This window comes from Kribbella sp. NPDC049584 (assembly GCF_040675555.1).
Classification (GTDB): domain Bacteria; phylum Actinomycetota; class Actinomycetes; order Propionibacteriales; family Kribbellaceae; genus Kribbella.
In genome coordinates, this window is sequence record NZ_JBFAPF010000008.1 from 99622 (window position 1) to 114953 (window position 15332).

Genomic DNA, 15332 nt, shown 5'->3' on the forward strand with positions numbered 1-15332 from the left:
TGTTTCATCAAGTGACGGGTTGCCAATTTGAGTGATCGCGTGCACACTCTTAGTCAGCGGCCCGCCGAAACTGCCGCAGGGGACGGTTCCGGCGGGCCGCTTCCTCGTTCCTCAGGTTTACTCAAGGCCCTCCGGGTTGGAGGCGAGCCACTCCTTCACCCGCCGGTCTGCCTCCTCCGGCGAGACGTCCTCGACCTTCGTCAGGATCGCCCATCGATGCCCGAACGGATCGATCACCGTGCCGAACCGGTCCCCGGTCATGAAGGTCTGCACCTCTTCCACAGACCTCGCGCCGGCCTCGATCGCCTTCGCGTACGTCGCGTCCACGTCCGGCACGTAGTGGACGAGCGAGGAGTGCACCCACTCGCCGTTCGGCGCCCGCAGCCCGATCTGCGGCATCTGGTCGCTGAGCTGCAGCATCGAGTTGCCGAACTTCAGCTCGGCCTGACCGACCCGCCCGTCCGGCATGTCCTGCCGGCTGATCACCTCCGCCCCGAACACCGACTGGTAGAACTCGATCGCCTTCGGCCCGTCCGAGACGGCGAGGTACGGGGTCAGCGAGTGATAACCGTCGGGGATGGGGTTTACCGTGTTCGTCGTCATGACTCTTAGTCAACGGTGTGACCGGCGTCCCGGTCTTGTAAGAAAGCGACAGCCGTGACCCAGCCGCCGGACAGCGAGAAGGGCATCCTGCATCCGCGGGAGCAGGCCCGGCACCGCTCGCTGCACCGCCTCGCACCCGGCCCGGAAGCCGGCCGGTTCGTGGAGTGGTACTGGATCGTCGAGTGGGACCTCGACGAGCCGTACACAGCCGAGGTGCTGCCGTTCCCGAGCGTGAACGTGACCTTCGAGCAGCCGGGCGGCGCGTTCGTGAACGGGGTCTGCACGCGCAAGTTCGAGCGCGAACTGGTGGGCCGCGGCCGCACCTTCGGGGTGAAGTTCTGGGCCGGCGGCTTCGGGGCGATCACCGGTCTCGACGTCGGCTCGTTCCGCGACGAAGTACTGCCGTTGACCGATGTGTTCCCGGATGGCGATCGGCTCGCGGACCTCATGTTCACGGCCGAGTCCGACGAACGACGCCGCGCGGTGTTCGAAGCGTTCCTGCGTGACCATCTCGCGCCGCCGGATCCGTCGTACGAGCTGGTGCGGGAGATCGTCACGACCATCGCGTCCGACCGGTCGATGGCCCGGGTGGATGAGATCACCGAGCGCTTCGACGTACCGATCCGGACTCTGCAGCGGCTGTTCCGGCGGTACGTCGGTGTCGGGCCGAAGTGGATCTTGCGGCGCTATCGGCTGCACGACGGCGCCGAGCTACTGGCGCAGGGCGAAGTGACCGAGCTGGCGGAGCTGTCCGCGTCCCTCGGCTACTTCGACCAGGCGCACTTCTCGAAGGAGTTCAAGCAGCAGATCGGTCTGACGCCCGCGGAGTACGCCACAAGAGCCGCCGCGGAACGCCAGATCACCTACCGCTGAGCTTTACCGTCATCGCCATCAACGTTGCAGTCACCGCTGCTGCGAGCGCGACGACGAACCCGTACTGCGCGCTATGTCCGTCGACGACCCAGCCGGCGAAAGCGGAGCCCAGTGCGATGCCCGCTGCGCCGCCTGAGTTCAGCCAGGTGAATGCCTGGGTCAGGATCGCAGGGTGGACGGTCGACTCGGTCAACACCGCGGACAGGGTCTGGAACGGTGCAATCGCGAAGCCAGGAAGGGCTAACGCGACGGCTGCGGTCAGTGGGGTGTGCGCGGCGATCAAGGGCACGCAGCTGATCGTCAGCCAGACGAATGCGATGACGAACTGGGTCTCCGGAGCAGTCCGCCAGCGACGTGCGCCGTACACGAGCCCGGCGAACAGGCTCACCAGGCTGGTGATGCTGTAGAGCGGTCCGGCCAGGCCCGGCGTACCTCTCGAGACCGCGAACGCCGTGACGGAGACCTGCATGCTGCCGAAGAACAGGCCGATGCCGATGTTCGTACCGACCAGGCCGGCGAATCGCTTGTGCAGTAGGTGCTTCGCGCTCCCGTGCTCACCAGGTGCTGTCGGCGGCGGCGCCGTACCTCGTTGCATCGCCAGCAGGAGGCCGCCGACCAGCAGGAGACTCGTCGCGAGGATCGAGCCGGCGGCCGGGCTGGTGGACGAGCTGACGATGCCGACCAGCCCTGGTCCGACCATGAACGCGATGCCGACGCTCAATGCCTCTAACGCGAACGCCGACGAGAGCAGTGGGGTGTCGCGGAGCGCATACGACCACCGGGCCGCCGTCTGTGCACTGACCTGCGGGAGCGATCCGCCTGCGAGAACACCGGCGACAACGAGGGACCAGAGCGACGCGTCGGAGACGGTGAGGCTGATGAGCAGGGCCATCGCCGTCGCGTGGGCGAGCAGCGTGACAGGCAACATCCGGGTCTGACCGAAACGGTCGATCAGTCGCGCCACCTGCGGTCCGGCGACCGCCTCGGCGACGGCGAAGCCGCCGGTGACGCTGCCGGCCGCGGCGTACGAGCCGGTCGATCCGTGGACCAGCCAGACGACGCCGAGGCCGGTCATAGCGATCCCGATCCTTGCCGGGGCCGCTGCCAGGTAGAACTTCCACGCGCCAGGGGTACGCAGTACCGCCGTGTAAGTGGGCGCGCCTATCCGTCCGGTGAGAGCCGGCACGGTGTGACCTTCCGCTGCCCGGAGGGGCGGGGGACCCGACCGTGGGCGTCCAGCTTCGCCGGTCTGTCCGTCCGCCTAGAACCGTCCATGTTCGGCAGGAAGCGGGGACGCTCGCCGCCTGCCGGCACTGTCAACGGGCAATTCTCATTGGTTCAGGTTGACCGGAACATCGTACCGTCCTCCAGCACCGGCACGCTCGTACTCTCGTCCAGCTCCGCCGCGATCGCGACGTCCTCCGGATAGCCGTACTGCGTGAGCTCGCGACCACCGGCGCATTCGTACAAGAGCTCGAGCAGCTCGTCGGCAACCGCGTCGTACGCCGCGACTGCCGCGCGCGCCTCCGGGGACAGGTCGTCCTGGTCGAGCGCGCTGAGGAACCCGCCGGCTCCCCACAGATCCTCGACGGCCGGCCGAAGCGATCCGTCGGGCCACCGCTCCCCGGCCGCGATCGCAACAACGCGTTGGTCGGGGCCTTGCTCTCTGACCCAGTCGGCAGCTGCTCGGCGGTTACGCAACGACACCGCGATCACCGTCGCCCCGCTGTCACTGAGCTGCTTGGCGATCGTGGATCCGTTCGGCGACGGCAGCACCAACCTGCTGACACCTTGCGAGTTCCGAATCGTCACCGGCGACAGACTGACGTCACCCGACCGGGCCTCGGACCGCCCCACCGCCAGCTTCGCACTCCATCGCTCGGCATAAGCGACGGCCGACTGGTCACGCCACTGATACGGGTAAACCGCGATCCCGAGATCGGCCGCGACTGTCACCGCTGTGGTGAACGACAGCACGTCCACCACAGCAACGATGTCCCCGGCAACCACCTCGGCTCCGACGGGTCCCCAGTCGAACCCGACCCTGAAGCCGCTCTGTGCATATGGGCCAGCCACCCGACGGATCATGCCGTCGGGCAGCTGAGCCCACAAGCAGGTTTCAGCTCAGGGCGTCAGCAGCAGCGGGTGACGAATCCCGCAGGAACGTGGCGCAACGCTCGGCCTCGTCCTTCTCGTCGATGAGCGCGGCCGCCTTGCCCAGCGCCGCCAGTGCGCGCAGGAACCCGCGGTTCGGCTCGTGCTCCCACGGCACCGGTCCGTGCCCCTTCCAGCCGTTCCGCCGGAGCAGGTCCAGCGCGCGGTGGTAGCCGGTCCGCGCGTACGCGTACCCCTCGATGGTCCGGCCGTCCGCCAAGGCGCCCTCGGCAAGCACGGCCCAGGCCAGTGACGACGTCGGATACTTGGCGGCGACGTCCGCCGGAGCGACCCCGTCGGCGAGTTCCGCCGCGGCCGGGTCGACCGGTAGTAGTGTCTCGGGTGGGCCTGAGAGCAGATTGTTCAATTCCATAAGCACATCTTCGCCGATCACGCAGCCGTACCGGCACGTGACCGTCTGACGAAATCTGTTGACCGTTCACCCAGCGGCCACGGATGCTTGAGACCCTGCGTCAAACCGCCGTGGTTCCCAGCTACGGCCGGAAGGAGGCACCGGATGAGCGTCATAGTCCTGAACGCGTCGTACGAACCGCTGCACACCGTCTCGATCCAGCACGCCATCCGGATGCTGGTGCGTGAGGTCGCAGTGGTGGAAGAGGCGCACGGAGAGAGAACTATCGGCCCGTTCCCGGTCCCTCGTGTCCTTCGCCTGGTCCGGTACGTCGTCACGCATTGGCGCTACGCAGCCGGCCGGATGAAGTACAGCAAGCACGGCGTCCTCCGCCGGGACAAGTTCCGCTGCGCCTACTGCGGTCTCGAGAACGCCGACACCATGGACCATGTCCAACCCAGATCCAGGGGCGGCCGCACCGAGTGGCTGAACGCCGTGGCCGCCCATGCCTCGTGCAACGAGCGGAAGGGCAACCGCACCCCGTCCGAGGCCAACATGCCGCTCCTTTGGCAACCCTGGGTACCAACCCGCGCCGAGCTCGTCATAGACAAATGACGAGCTTTTTTCATGCCCGTGGAGATCACCACAGTCGCTGATCGCCCCGACCTCGCGAACGCAGACATCGACGTCCGCGGCTGGCCCGAGTTCATGCGCCACAACCGCGTCTCCGAGGCGTACTTCGGCCAGGTGCCCGCTGCCTTCCCCGCAACCTGCCTGATCGCCACTGTGGGCAACCGCGTCGTCGCCGACGCCCATGCCGTGCAGTTCGCCCGCCGCTCGGACTTCCCACCCGGCGGATGGGAGCAGGCAGTCGTCTGGGCCTTCACCGACGTACGCCGCGGCGTGCGACCTGACACGGCTTGCGCCCTCAACATCAGCGTTGCGCACGACCTGCAGAATCAGGGCATCGCGGCGCTCATGCTCAGCGCCCTTCGGCAGGCAGTGTGTGATGCCGGGCTGGGGGTTCTGGACGCCCCTGTGCGGCCGACTCGCAAGCACCTAGAGCCCCAGACCACGATGGCCGAGTACGTCGGCCAAGTGCGTGCTGACGGGCTGCCGTGTGATCCGTGGCTGCGGACCCACATCCGGGCCGGCGGGAAGATCGCCGGCCTCGCGCCCGCGTCCTGGGTGGTCGCGGGGTCACTGGGTGAGTGGCGTTCGTGGACTGGGCTCCCGTTCGATCGCAACGGTCCCGTCGAGGTCGCGGGCGGACTCGTCCCGGTCGACTGCGACGTCGCTGCCGATCGGGCCGTGTATGTCGAGCCGAACGTGTGGGTGCGGCACGAGTTCTCCACAGCTTGAAAGTTGTTGGTCTGCGCGAGGGTGGATCGCGGCAGTTTCTAGGGCATGAATCCTCAACTTGCCGTGATGGCGTCGATCCGTGGTGGTGTGTTCACCCGGGCCGACGCGCGTGCCTGTGGTTACCCCGACGCTGACATCGACTCTTTGCTGGACACCGGCTGCTGGCGCCGGATCCGGCGCGGGACGTATGCCGCCCAACGCTCACTCATGCTCGTCACCGACGAGGTTCTGCACCTGCGGAAGGTGTATCGCGTCCTCCGCGCCGGCGGACCCAACGTGTTCGCGAGCCACCAAACGGCCGCGGCCCTGCATGCCTTGCCTGTCTGGGGTCTCGACCTGACGCGCGTCCATGTGACGGCTCCCGACGGGCGATCCGGCCGAATACGCGGCGGTGTCCACCGCCACATCCGCGATCCCGTCGGCTCAGGCCTCCAACTGTGGAACGGGCTGCGCATGGCCTCACCCGCCCGCGCGGTCGCCGAGGTGGCCGCCACCGCGCCACCGGCCTCGGCGGTCGTGCTCGCCGACGCCGCGCTGTACGCGGGTCTCGTCAGCAAGCGCACGCTGAAACACGCGGTCTCCTCGCTCGACCACGGCAACAAACGTGCGCTCAAGGTCCTGGATCAGCTCACGGGTGCGGCCTCGATCGCCGAGTCCCGCCTGCGCCTGATCCTGGCCACCGCGGGTTTGCCGACCCCCAGCCCGTCCCTACCGCCACAAGCCGACGACCCGGACTTCCCGGCCGAAGGACTCTGGTTCCCCGAGGAACGCACGGTCGTCGACTTCGAGACGCGTTTCCCCTTCTGGTGCGAGGAGTTCGAGCCCTCCGTCGACGAACCACTCCCCGAACCACAGGCAGCCGATCCCGACGGACCGCAACCCGTGGAGCATTGCCGGATCTCCTGGGCAGACCTCGACGACCCATTGACCGTGGCCGACCGCATCCGAACCACGTTCACCCGAGCAGCTCGCCGGACCGGCATCCGCCACTTCGACCTGGCCCGAGCCCGGATGTGAAAGACAGAAGGGCTCACCGCCGCGTGCAGTCGACGCGGTGGTGAGCCCTTCGAAGATCCCCTCGAGGAGGACCCAGATGATGTCAGCCGTTCAGCGACGTACCGGTCGAGCGAAGGCTCTCGCAAGCCTCGCCGACGCGGTTCGCCATACCCTCTTCGCCTGCCTTGCCCCAGGCGCGCGGGTCGTAGGCCTTCTTGCTGCCGACCTCGCCGTCCACCTTCAGCACACCGTCGTAGTTCGTGAACATGTGCCCCGCCACCGGCCGGGTGAACGCGTACTGCGTGTCGGTGTCGACGTTCATCTTGATCACACCGTGGTCGACCGCGGCCCGGATCTCCTCGAGCGTCGAGCCCGAACCACCGTGGAAGACCAGGTCGAACGGACGCTCCTTGCCGACCTTGGCGCCGACCGCGTCCTGGATCTCCGCGAGGATCTCCGGGCGCAGCTTGACCGCACCCGGCTTGTAGACGCCGTGCACGTTGCCGAAGGTCAGCGCGGTCAGGTAGCGGCCGTTCTCACCGGTGCCGAGCGCCTCGACCGTGGCCAGACCGTCCTCGACCGTGGTGTAGAGCTTCTCGTTGATCTCGTTGGCGACGCCGTCCTCCTCGCCGCCGACCACGCCGACCTCGATCTCCAGGACGATCTTCGCCGCGGCCGTCTTGGCCAGCAGCTCCTTGGCGATCTCCAGGTTCTCGGTCAGCGGCACCGCCGAGCCGTCCCACATGTGCGACTGGAACAGCGGGTTCTCGCCGCGCGCGACGCGCTCGGCGGAGATCTCCAGCAGCGGCCGGACGAAGCCCTCGAGCTTGTCCTTCGGGCAGTGGTCGGTGTGCAGCGCGATGTTCACCGGGTAGTTCTTGGCGACCTCGTGCGCGTACGCCGCCAGCGCGACCGCACCGCTCACCATGTTCTTCACGGTCGGACCGGACAGGTACTCCGCACCACCGGTGGAGACCTGGATGATGCCGTCCGAGCCCGCCTCGGCGAAACCGCGGATCGCGGCGTTCAGCGTCTGCGAGGAGCTGACATTGATGGCCGGGTAGGCGAAGCGGTTCTGCTTGGCCTTGTCGAGCATCTGGGCGTAGACCTCAGGGGTTGCAATAGGCATGTCTCGCGGTACTCCTCACAACACAGTTCTTGTGGGTTCGGCTCCAGTATTGCCGCCTGGCACTTCGTCGTGACCAGCGGCCTGCCTGCCGGGCCGGCCCGGTGGCCGGGGAGCGATCGGCAGGGATGTAGACCAGTTCATGAACAGGACCGATCCAGTTCGTTGCATCCGGATGTCCTCCAGGAGCGGAGGCCGCTTCTGGGACGGTCAGGCGGACCCGGTTCGCGGGCCACGGGGAGTCAGGGCCATGTGCAGCCGGTAGCGGTCGGCGCGGTAGGCCGACCAGGACAGTTCGACGACCTTGCGGCCGGCGAACGTGGTGCGCTCGAGGACCAGCAGGGGTGCCCGCCTGGCCACGCCGAGCACCCGGGCGACATGACCGTCGGCGTTGTCCGCCCGGACGGTCTGCTCACCGGAGGTGACGACAACGTCGTACTCACTGGCAAAGACGTCGTACAGGGTGCCGAGCTCGCGGCCGAGCAGGCCGGGGAAGAGCGCGGACGGGTAGTAGCCGACCTCGTAGGCCATCGGCGACGCGTCGGCCGTGCGCAGCCGCTCGACCCGGATCACCTTGGTGCCCTTGGCGACCCGCAGGCCCTTCGCGGTCTCGTCGGAGGCCTCGATCTCGCTGGCCGACAGCACCACGGTCCCGGGCTCGAGGCCACGGGCCCGCATCTCCCGGGAGAACGAGGTCAGGTGCAGCTGGGAGTCGACCTGGGGGCCGGTGACGAAGGTGCCCTTGCCGTGCACCCGCTCCAGCGCGCCGGACTCGACCAGGTCGCTGATCGCCTGCCGGACGGTCACCCGCGAGACGTTCAGCTTGTCCACCAGGGCCCGCTCGGACGGGATCGGATCGCCGGGATGCAGCTCGACATCGATCAGCCGTTCCAGCACCGATCGGACCTGGGCCCGCTTGGTCGCCACCATGGAATCTCGATCCTCCAGACCTGGGCGGATCTCGGGGGTGCCCCGGGACGCCGCTCACTGCTATCGTGCGCAGCATACCTGTTAAGACCAGATAGGACCAGTGATCCCAGTGGTGTCTGTGCCCGCCCAGGAAACCCAGATGGCGCGCGAGATCGCCGAGCAGCCGGCGGCGCTCGCGGCGACGTTCGAGCATGTCCTGCCGCTGCGGCACGACATCACCAGGCTCGCCGCCGGGCGGCGGCACGTGATCTTCGTGGCCCGGGGGTCGTCGGACAACGCCGGGGTCTACGGGCGGTACCTGACCGAGATCCACGCCGGCCGGCAGGCGTCCCTGGCCGCCCCGTCGGTCGCCACGCTCTACGGCGCGAACCTCGACCTGTCGAACTCGCTGGTCGTCGCGGTCAGCCAGTCGGGTGCGACCCAGGAGATCGTCGACACCGCCGAGTGGGCGAAGCGGAACGGCGCCGCGATCGTCGGCATCACGAACGACGGCGACAGCCCGCTGGCGTCGACGGCCGACGTCGCGCTGATCACGCAAGCGGGCAAGGAGCTCGCCGTACCGGCCACCAAGACGTACACGACCCAGCTGGCCGCGATCACGGTTGCCGTGGACGCGCTGGCGCAGCGGCCGGGGACACTCGACGCGGACATCGCGCGAGTGCCGGACGAGGCGGCCAAGATGCTGTCCGGATCGGTCGAGGCCGCCGCGGACCTGCTCGCCGGCGCACACGACGTGCTCGCGAGCGGTCGCGGCCTCACGTTCGGCACGACCCTCGAGGTCGCGCTGAAGCTCGAGGAGACCTGCCTCCAGCCGGTGCGCGGACTCTCGTACGCCGACCTGAAGCACGGCCCGATCGCCGTCGTCGACGCCGACCTGGTGACGATCCTGGTCGCGGCCGGCGACGGCCCCGCGCTCCCCGGCATGACCGAGCTGGCCGGCCTCGTCCGCGAGAAGGGCAGCAAGATCCTGGGCATCGGCGGCGACCCCACGTTCGCCTCCCGCTGCGACGTGAACCTCCCCGGTCCCGCCCTGCCTGAGACGCTTGCCCCGCTCGCCCTCGTCATCCCTGCCCAACGAGCCATCGAGCTGCTCGCCCGCAAACTGGGCCTCGACCCCGACGCACCCCGAGGCCTCCGCAAGGTCACCCAGACGGACTGACCCCGTGCCGCTGCTCGTCGATCCAGCGCTACCCGAAGGAACGCTGCGCAATCTCCCTCAGCCGCGACTGACGACGACCGACGGATTAGCCCTGCGGCCGTCACAGCGCGACGGAGTAACCCTGCGGCCGTCGCAGCGCGACGGACTAGCCCTACCGCCGTCGCAGCGCGACGGACTAGCCCTACCGCCGTCGCAGCGCGACGGATTAGCCCTGCGGCCGTGGCAGCAGGACGACGCGGCCGCAGTGCTGACGGCGTTCGCCTGTCCCGAGATCCAGCGGTGGCATGTTCGCCGGATGGACACACGCGGGGAAGCGGCTGAGTGGGTCGGGCAATGGGCCGAGCGCTGGGAGACCGAGTCGGCGGCGAGCTGGGCGGTCGTCGATGGCGATGAGCCGCTGGGACAGATCGGTCTGCGCAACATCTCGCTCGAGGAGGGGTCAGCCAGCCTGTCGTACTGGGTGACCCCGGCGGCTCGGGGCAGGTCTATCGCCGCGAGTTCGGTAGACGCGGTGTCCGCCTGGGCCTTCGAGTCGATCGGCTTCAACCGGCTGAACATCCAGCACTCCACCGCCAACCCCGCCTCCTGCCGAGTCGCCGAGCAAGCCGGTTACAGAGCCGAGGGCACGCTGCGGCAGGCCATCAAGCACGCCGACGGCTGGCACGACTGGCACCTCCACGGCCGCCTGCGGACCGACGGATAACGCCGCTTGCGGACCGACGGATAACCTCGTCCAACAAAGTGCTCACTCGGTGAGCACTTTGACTGGAATCGTGGTGGTCATCAACCGGGAAGACCCCAGGAAAGGACCACCACGATGTTGCGAGGATTCGCCACCGTCAGCTTCTACGCCGCGGATGTGAAGGCGGCACGCGCCTGGTACGAGGAGTTGCTCGGCATCGAGGCGTACTACGCCGTGCCGACCGCCGAGGACCCGGCCTACGTCGAGTTCCGCTTCGGCGACTTCCAGTGCGAGCTGGGGATCATCGACGCCGAGTACGCCACGCACCAGGTCACCTCGGGCCCCGCCGGCGCCGTCATCCACTGGCACGTCGACGACCTCGAAGCCGCACTCGAACACGTCCTCGCCCACGGCGCCACCCTCCAGGACCCAATCACCGAACGCGGCAACAACACCGGTTTCCGCACGGCGTCGGTAGTCGACCCGTTCGGCAATCTCATCGGCCTCATGAACAACCCGCACTACCTGGAGATCCTCGAAGGCCTGAAGAGCGCCTAGAAGTTGCCGCGGTGAGTCAGGGCGGTCGTTATCTGCGCGGCGGCCTGTTGAAGGTGGGGCAGGGCTTCGGTGCGGAGCGAGGTGGGTGTAGAGCGGGACGCGTGGGCGGAGACGTTGAGGGCGGCGATGACACGGCCGCGGGAGTTGTGGATGGGGGCCGCGATCGAGCGGAGGCCCTGCTCGAGTTCCTGGTCGACGAGCGCGTAGCCGTCCGTGCGAGCCTGCGCGATCGTGGTGCGCAGGGTGTCCGGAGACGTGATCGTGCGCTGGGTGAGCGCCTCGGCTTGCAATGACTCGAGATACGACGTGAGCTCGTCCTCCGGCAGGCCCGCGAGCAGGACGCGGCCCATCGAGGTCGGGTACGCCGGGAGGCGGGCGCCGACCCCCAGGGCGACCGTCATGATCCGACTCGTGGGGACGCGGGCGACGTACACGATGTCCGGCAGGTCGAGGGTGGCGATCGAGCAGGACTCGCGGGTCTTGGCGCTGAGCTCTTCCATGAACGGGCCGGCAAGTTCGCCGAGGTCCAGCGACGACAGGTAGGCCCAGCCGAGGGCGAGGACGCGCGGCGTGAGCGAGAAGCGGCGGTGGTCGCTGCGGACGTACCCGAGCTCCTCCAGCGTGAGCAGGATCCGCCGGGCGGTCGCGGGCGTGATGCCGACCGATCGCGCCACCTCGCTGAGCGTCAGCGAGGGCGCCTCGGCAGAGAACGCGCGGATCACGGCGAGCCCGCGCTCCAGGCCTTGCAGAAACGTGCCTGTAGACGCGTCACTCACCATCGGCTAGCCTACTTTTCGTTGAAAGAAGAACTATTCGCTGAGCGAAATCCTATCGGAGCTGCCGATGCCGCGTCCAGCTGAACCGCGACCAGCGGAGCCTCAAGCCGGGTTCGTGCACACGTTCCTGCCGGGGCGAGTGGTGCTCGGGGCGGGCTCCCTCGACCAGGTGGCCGGCGAGGCCGCGAGCCTCGGGGTACGGCGGGTGCTGGTCGTGGCGACCAAATCCGCGCGCGACGCGGCCGACGTGGTCGAGGTGCAGCTGGGCGACCGGTTCGCAGGGCGGATCGATGGCGTCACCCAGCATGTGCCGACGGAGGTCGCGGAACACGCCCGGGCCAAGGCGCGCGAGGTCGACGCCGACGGGATCGTCGCCATCGGCGGCGGCTCGGCAATCGGCCTCGCCAAGGCAGTCGCCCTCACCGGCGACGTGGCGATTGTGGCGGTGCCCACGACGTACGCGGGCTCTGAGATGACACCGGTGTGGGGCGAGACCTCCGGCGGGAGCAAAACGACCGGCAGTGACCTGAGGGTGCTGCCGCGAGTCGTCGTGTACGACCCGGTCCTGAGTCAGCACCTGCCGAAGAAGGTCACCGCAGCAAGCGTTGCCAACGCGATCGCGCACTGCGTCGAGGCCGTCTGGACCCCGAAAGCCGATCCGATCACCGAGGTCACCGCGGTCGAAGGACTCCGCGCCCTCGCCACCGGCCTCCGCCAAACCCTTGCCGAACCGCTCGACTTAGATGCCCGCAGCAAGCTTCTGTACGGCGCTTGCCTGGCCGGGTCAGCGTTGGCGACCGCCGGCACAGGACTGCACCACAAGCTGTGCCACCTGCTCGGCGGCACCTACAACCTCCCCCATGCGGAGACGCACGCGGCGGTCCTGCCACAGGTCGCCCGCGTCAACGCACCCGCAGTACCCCACTCAAAAGCACGACTGGAAGCTGCACTCGGCACCGCAGACCTGGCCGAGGGACTGTTCGACCTGTTCACGGCGGCGGACGTCCCGACCAGCCTGAAGGACCTAGGGCTGGCCGAGGACGAGGCGAGACAAGCAGCGAAGGCGTTCAAGCCCACTGACAACCCGATCCCCGTGACCGAGGACCTGGTGCGCGAGATCCTCACTCGCGCCTGGGCCGGTACGCGACCTTGACGAGCGAGGAGACCGATGGATCTGCAAGGCGATGACCTGACCGAGGCGGTGGTGGCCAGCTTCGACGGCAGCGCGAGCGACCGCTACAGGGACGTGATGAGCGCCCTCGTACGCCACTTGCACGCGTTCGCGCGGGAGGTGGAGCTGACCGAGGACGAGTACTTCACGGCGATCGACTTCCTCACCCGGACCGGTCAGATCTCCACCGGCACGCGGCAGGAGTTCGTGCTGCTGGCCGACGTACTCGGGCTGTCGATGCTCACTGTCGGACTCGGCAACCGCAAGCCACCGGAGGCCACGCAGTCCACCGTGTTCGGCCCGTTCTTCGTCGAGGGATCGCCCGAGGCACAACTCGGCGACGACATCGCGAACGGTGCCCCGGGACAGCCGTGCCTGGTGAGCGGCAAGGTCCTCAACACCAAGGGCGAGCCGATCGCCGGCGCGCTCGTCGAGACCTGGCAGGCCGATGAGGACGGGTTCTACGACGTACAGAAGAATCTCGACGGGCCGCAGAACCGGGCTCATCTCACGACCGATGCCGAAGGCAACTACCGGTTCTGGGCGGTGAAGCCGGTCGCCTACCCGATCCCGGACGACGGACCGGTCGGCGAACTGCTCCGGGCCGGCGGTCGCGGTCCGATGCGACCCGCGCACATCCATTTCATGGTTACCGCACCGGGATACGCACGCCTGATCACCCATGTCTTCGCGGCCGGCGACGAGTACCTCGACACGGACGCGGTCTTTGGAGTCAAGCAGTCCCTGATCGCCGGTTTCACCGAACATCAGGACGACGGCAAGACCTACTACTCCGTCGAGTACGACCTGGTGCTCGCGACTACCGAGGAGACGCAGCAGTGATCACGACAGACGTCCTCATCGTCGGCAGCGGCCCGGCCGGCGGCGCCGCCTCACTCTTCCTGTCCACGTACGGCGTCGACAACATCGTCCTGACCCGGTACGGCTGGACGGCGAACACACCCCGCGCGCACATCACAAACCAGCGCACGATCGAGCTCATGCGCGACATGGGCATCGAAGACCAGATCAACGAGAGCGGCACCGCCCACGACCTGATGGGGCAGACGGCGTTCTGCACCAGCCTCGCAGGCGAGGAGATCGGCCGGATCCGCACGTGGGGCACGCATCCGCGCCGGCTCGCCGACTACACCGAGGCGAGCCCGTGCCTGCCGTGCGATCTCCCGCAGACGCTGTTCGAGCCGATCCTCGTCAGCACGGCGGCCAGCCGCGGCGCACAGCTCCGCTTCAACACCGAGTACCTGTCGCTCGAGCAGGACGACGACGGAGTCACCGCGACGGTTCGCGATCGGCTCAGCGACACGACGTACCAGATCCGGGCGAAGTATCTGATCGGCGCCGACGGCGGGCGCAGCAAGGTTGCCCAGGACATCGATCTGCCGATGGCCGGCGCGATGGATATCGAGGGTTCGATGAACATCGTCTTCGAGGCCGACCTCAGCCGGTACGTCGCCCATCGCCCGAGCGTCCTGTACTGGGTCCTCCAGCCCGGCGCGCAGATCGGCGGCATCGGCGCCGGCCTGGTCCGCATGGTCCGCCCGTGGAACGAATGGCTGATCGTCTGGGGCTACGACATCTCCCAGCCCGCGCCGGTGGTCGACGAGGCGATGGCGACCGAGATCGTCCACAACCTGGTCGGCGACGACACCATCGACGTGAAGCTGAAGGGTACGTCGGTGTGGAGCGTCAATCACATGTACGCCGAGAAGGCTTCCAAGGGGCGCGTGTTCTGTATGGGTGACGCGATCCACCGGCACCCGCCGAGCAACGGTCTCGGCTCGAACACCTCGATCCAGGACGCGTACAACCTCGCGTGGAAGCTCGCACTGGTCGTGAAGGGCCAGGCCTCCCCCGACCTGCTGAAGACCTACGACGACGAGCGGGCACCGATCGCGAAGCAGATCGTTGACCGCGCCAACAAGAGCCGCAACCAGTTCGGGCAGATCTTCCGCGCCCTCGGGATGACCCCGGACGCGCCGGCCGGCCGGACGATCGAGTCGCGCAAGGACGACACACCCGAAGGCGCCGCGCAGCGCGAGGAACTGCGGCAAGCGATCGAGCTCAAGGACTACGAGTTCAACGCGCACGGTGTCGAGCTCGGCCAGCGCTACAAGTCGTCCGCCGTGCTCGACGACGGCACGCCCGAGCCGCCGTACGAGCGGGATCAGGAGCTGTACTACCACCCGACGACCTGGCCGGGCGCACGGGTCCCGCACTGCTGGCTGACCCGCGGTTCGGAGACCGTCAGCACGCTGGACGTGGTCGGCAAGGGCCGGTTCACGTTGCTCACCGGCATCGGCGGCGACGCGTGGGTGAAGGCGGCTCAGTCCGTGTCCGAGCACCTCGGCGTACCGATCGAGCCGTACGTGATCGGGCCCGGTCGTGAGCTGGACGACCTGTACGGCGACTGGGCGCGGGTGCGCGAGATCCCGGACGAGGGCTGCCTCCTCGTCCGTCCGGACGCACACATCGCCTACCGTTCGTTCGCACAGCCCGACGACCCGACGGATGCGCTACGGCAGGCCGTCAGCGCGCTGCTAGGCCGCGTCTGACGGCTTCTAGGGCGCGC

17 protein-coding genes are annotated in these 15332 nt (G+C 68.2%); 10 read left to right on the forward strand and 7 right to left on the reverse strand.

Annotated elements, in window-relative coordinates; all coding sequences use genetic code 11:
- Positions 1–117: 117 nt before the first annotated feature.
- Positions 118–603 (reverse strand): VOC family protein, encoded by a 486-nt coding sequence (locus AB0J62_RS25870; protein ID WP_363876178.1) that lies wholly within the window; start codon positions 601–603, stop codon positions 118–120.
- Positions 604–657: 54 nt separating this feature from the next.
- Between AB0J62_RS25870 and AB0J62_RS25875 the strand changes: the two genes are divergently transcribed.
- Positions 658–1476, forward strand: coding sequence for a helix-turn-helix transcriptional regulator (locus AB0J62_RS25875; RefSeq protein ID WP_363876181.1), 819 nt, complete (start codon positions 658–660; stop codon positions 1474–1476).
- Here AB0J62_RS25875 and AB0J62_RS25880 read toward each other — a convergent pair.
- From AB0J62_RS25880 to AB0J62_RS25890, 3 genes are all read right to left on the reverse strand, one after another.
- Complete coding sequence (locus tag AB0J62_RS25880) at positions 1463–2662, reverse strand: MFS transporter (RefSeq protein ID WP_363876184.1); 1200 nt, start codon at positions 2660–2662, stop codon at positions 1463–1465. The two genes, AB0J62_RS25875 and AB0J62_RS25880, sit on opposite strands and share 14 nt — an antisense overlap.
- Positions 2663–2814: 152 nt before the next feature.
- The gene (locus tag AB0J62_RS25885) at positions 2815–3552 is read right to left on the reverse strand and encodes a 2-phosphosulfolactate phosphatase (RefSeq protein WP_363876187.1); all 738 of its coding nucleotides are present in this window, start codon (positions 3550–3552) and stop codon (positions 2815–2817) included.
- Positions 3553–3595: 43 nt separating this feature from the next.
- Positions 3596–4003, reverse strand: a complete 408-nt coding sequence (locus AB0J62_RS25890; protein ID WP_137256269.1) for a DUF3151 domain-containing protein — start codon at positions 4001–4003, stop codon at positions 3596–3598.
- A 144-nt stretch (positions 4004–4147) separates the two neighbouring features.
- Between AB0J62_RS25890 and AB0J62_RS25895 the strand changes: the two genes are divergently transcribed.
- From AB0J62_RS25895 to AB0J62_RS25905, 3 genes are read left to right on the forward strand one after another with little or no spacing between them, the layout of a single operon-like run.
- Positions 4148–4597 (forward strand): HNH endonuclease, encoded by a 450-nt coding sequence (locus AB0J62_RS25895; RefSeq protein WP_363876191.1) that lies wholly within the window; start codon positions 4148–4150, stop codon positions 4595–4597.
- A gap of 12 nt (positions 4598–4609) precedes the next feature.
- Positions 4610–5344: an N-acetyltransferase gene (locus AB0J62_RS25900; RefSeq protein ID WP_363876194.1), complete on the forward strand. Its 735-nt coding sequence runs from the start codon at positions 4610–4612 to the stop codon at positions 5342–5344.
- A 45-nt stretch (positions 5345–5389) separates the two neighbouring features.
- Positions 5390–6361 (forward strand): type IV toxin-antitoxin system AbiEi family antitoxin domain-containing protein, encoded by a 972-nt coding sequence (locus AB0J62_RS25905; RefSeq protein ID WP_363876197.1) that lies wholly within the window; start codon positions 5390–5392, stop codon positions 6359–6361.
- Between the two features lie 82 nt (positions 6362–6443).
- Here AB0J62_RS25905 and fbaA read toward each other — a convergent pair whose 3' ends face one another.
- A complete protein-coding gene (gene fbaA, locus AB0J62_RS25910; RefSeq protein WP_363876200.1) occupies positions 6444–7469 on the reverse strand; it encodes a class II fructose-bisphosphate aldolase in 1026 nt (341 codons plus the stop codon).
- A 207-nt stretch (positions 7470–7676) separates the two neighbouring features.
- Positions 7677–8396, reverse strand: coding sequence for a GntR family transcriptional regulator (locus AB0J62_RS25915; RefSeq protein ID WP_130388014.1), 720 nt, complete (start codon positions 8394–8396; stop codon positions 7677–7679).
- A gap of 139 nt (positions 8397–8535) precedes the next feature.
- On the opposite strand from AB0J62_RS25915, the gene AB0J62_RS25920 reads away from it, so the two are divergent.
- The 3 genes from AB0J62_RS25920 to AB0J62_RS25930 all read left to right on the forward strand — a co-directional run bounded on the left by AB0J62_RS25920 (position 8536) and on the right by AB0J62_RS25930 (position 10795).
- Positions 8536–9555, forward strand: coding sequence for an SIS domain-containing protein (locus AB0J62_RS25920; RefSeq protein ID WP_134110412.1), 1020 nt, complete (start codon positions 8536–8538; stop codon positions 9553–9555).
- 4 nt (positions 9556–9559) lie between these two features.
- Positions 9560–10258, forward strand: coding sequence for a GNAT family N-acetyltransferase (locus AB0J62_RS25925; protein ID WP_363876205.1), 699 nt, complete (start codon positions 9560–9562; stop codon positions 10256–10258).
- A 114-nt stretch (positions 10259–10372) separates the two neighbouring features.
- Positions 10373–10795, forward strand: coding sequence for a VOC family protein (locus AB0J62_RS25930; RefSeq protein ID WP_363876208.1), 423 nt, complete (start codon positions 10373–10375; stop codon positions 10793–10795).
- On the opposite strand, the gene AB0J62_RS25935 is transcribed toward AB0J62_RS25930, so the two are convergent.
- The gene (locus AB0J62_RS25935) at positions 10792–11571 is read right to left on the reverse strand and encodes an IclR family transcriptional regulator C-terminal domain-containing protein (protein WP_363876211.1); all 780 of its coding nucleotides are present in this window, start codon (positions 11569–11571) and stop codon (positions 10792–10794) included. The genes AB0J62_RS25930 and AB0J62_RS25935 overlap by 4 nt on opposite strands.
- Positions 11572–11638: 67 nt before the next feature.
- Here AB0J62_RS25935 and AB0J62_RS25940 point away from each other — a divergent pair, with 67 nt between their 5' ends.
- From AB0J62_RS25940 to AB0J62_RS25950, 3 genes are read left to right on the forward strand one after another with little or no spacing between them, the layout of a single operon-like run.
- Positions 11639–12724: a maleylacetate reductase gene (locus AB0J62_RS25940; protein WP_363876214.1), complete on the forward strand. Its 1086-nt coding sequence runs from the start codon at positions 11639–11641 to the stop codon at positions 12722–12724.
- Between the two features lie 15 nt (positions 12725–12739).
- Entirely contained in the window at positions 12740–13585 is an 846-nt protein-coding gene (locus AB0J62_RS25945; protein ID WP_363876217.1) for an intradiol ring-cleavage dioxygenase, read from the forward strand.
- Positions 13582–15315: an FAD-dependent monooxygenase gene (locus tag AB0J62_RS25950; protein ID WP_363876220.1), complete on the forward strand. Its 1734-nt coding sequence runs from the start codon at positions 13582–13584 to the stop codon at positions 15313–15315. Before AB0J62_RS25945 ends, AB0J62_RS25950 begins: the two co-directional genes overlap by 4 nt.
- Positions 15316–15332 lie beyond the last annotated feature (17 nt).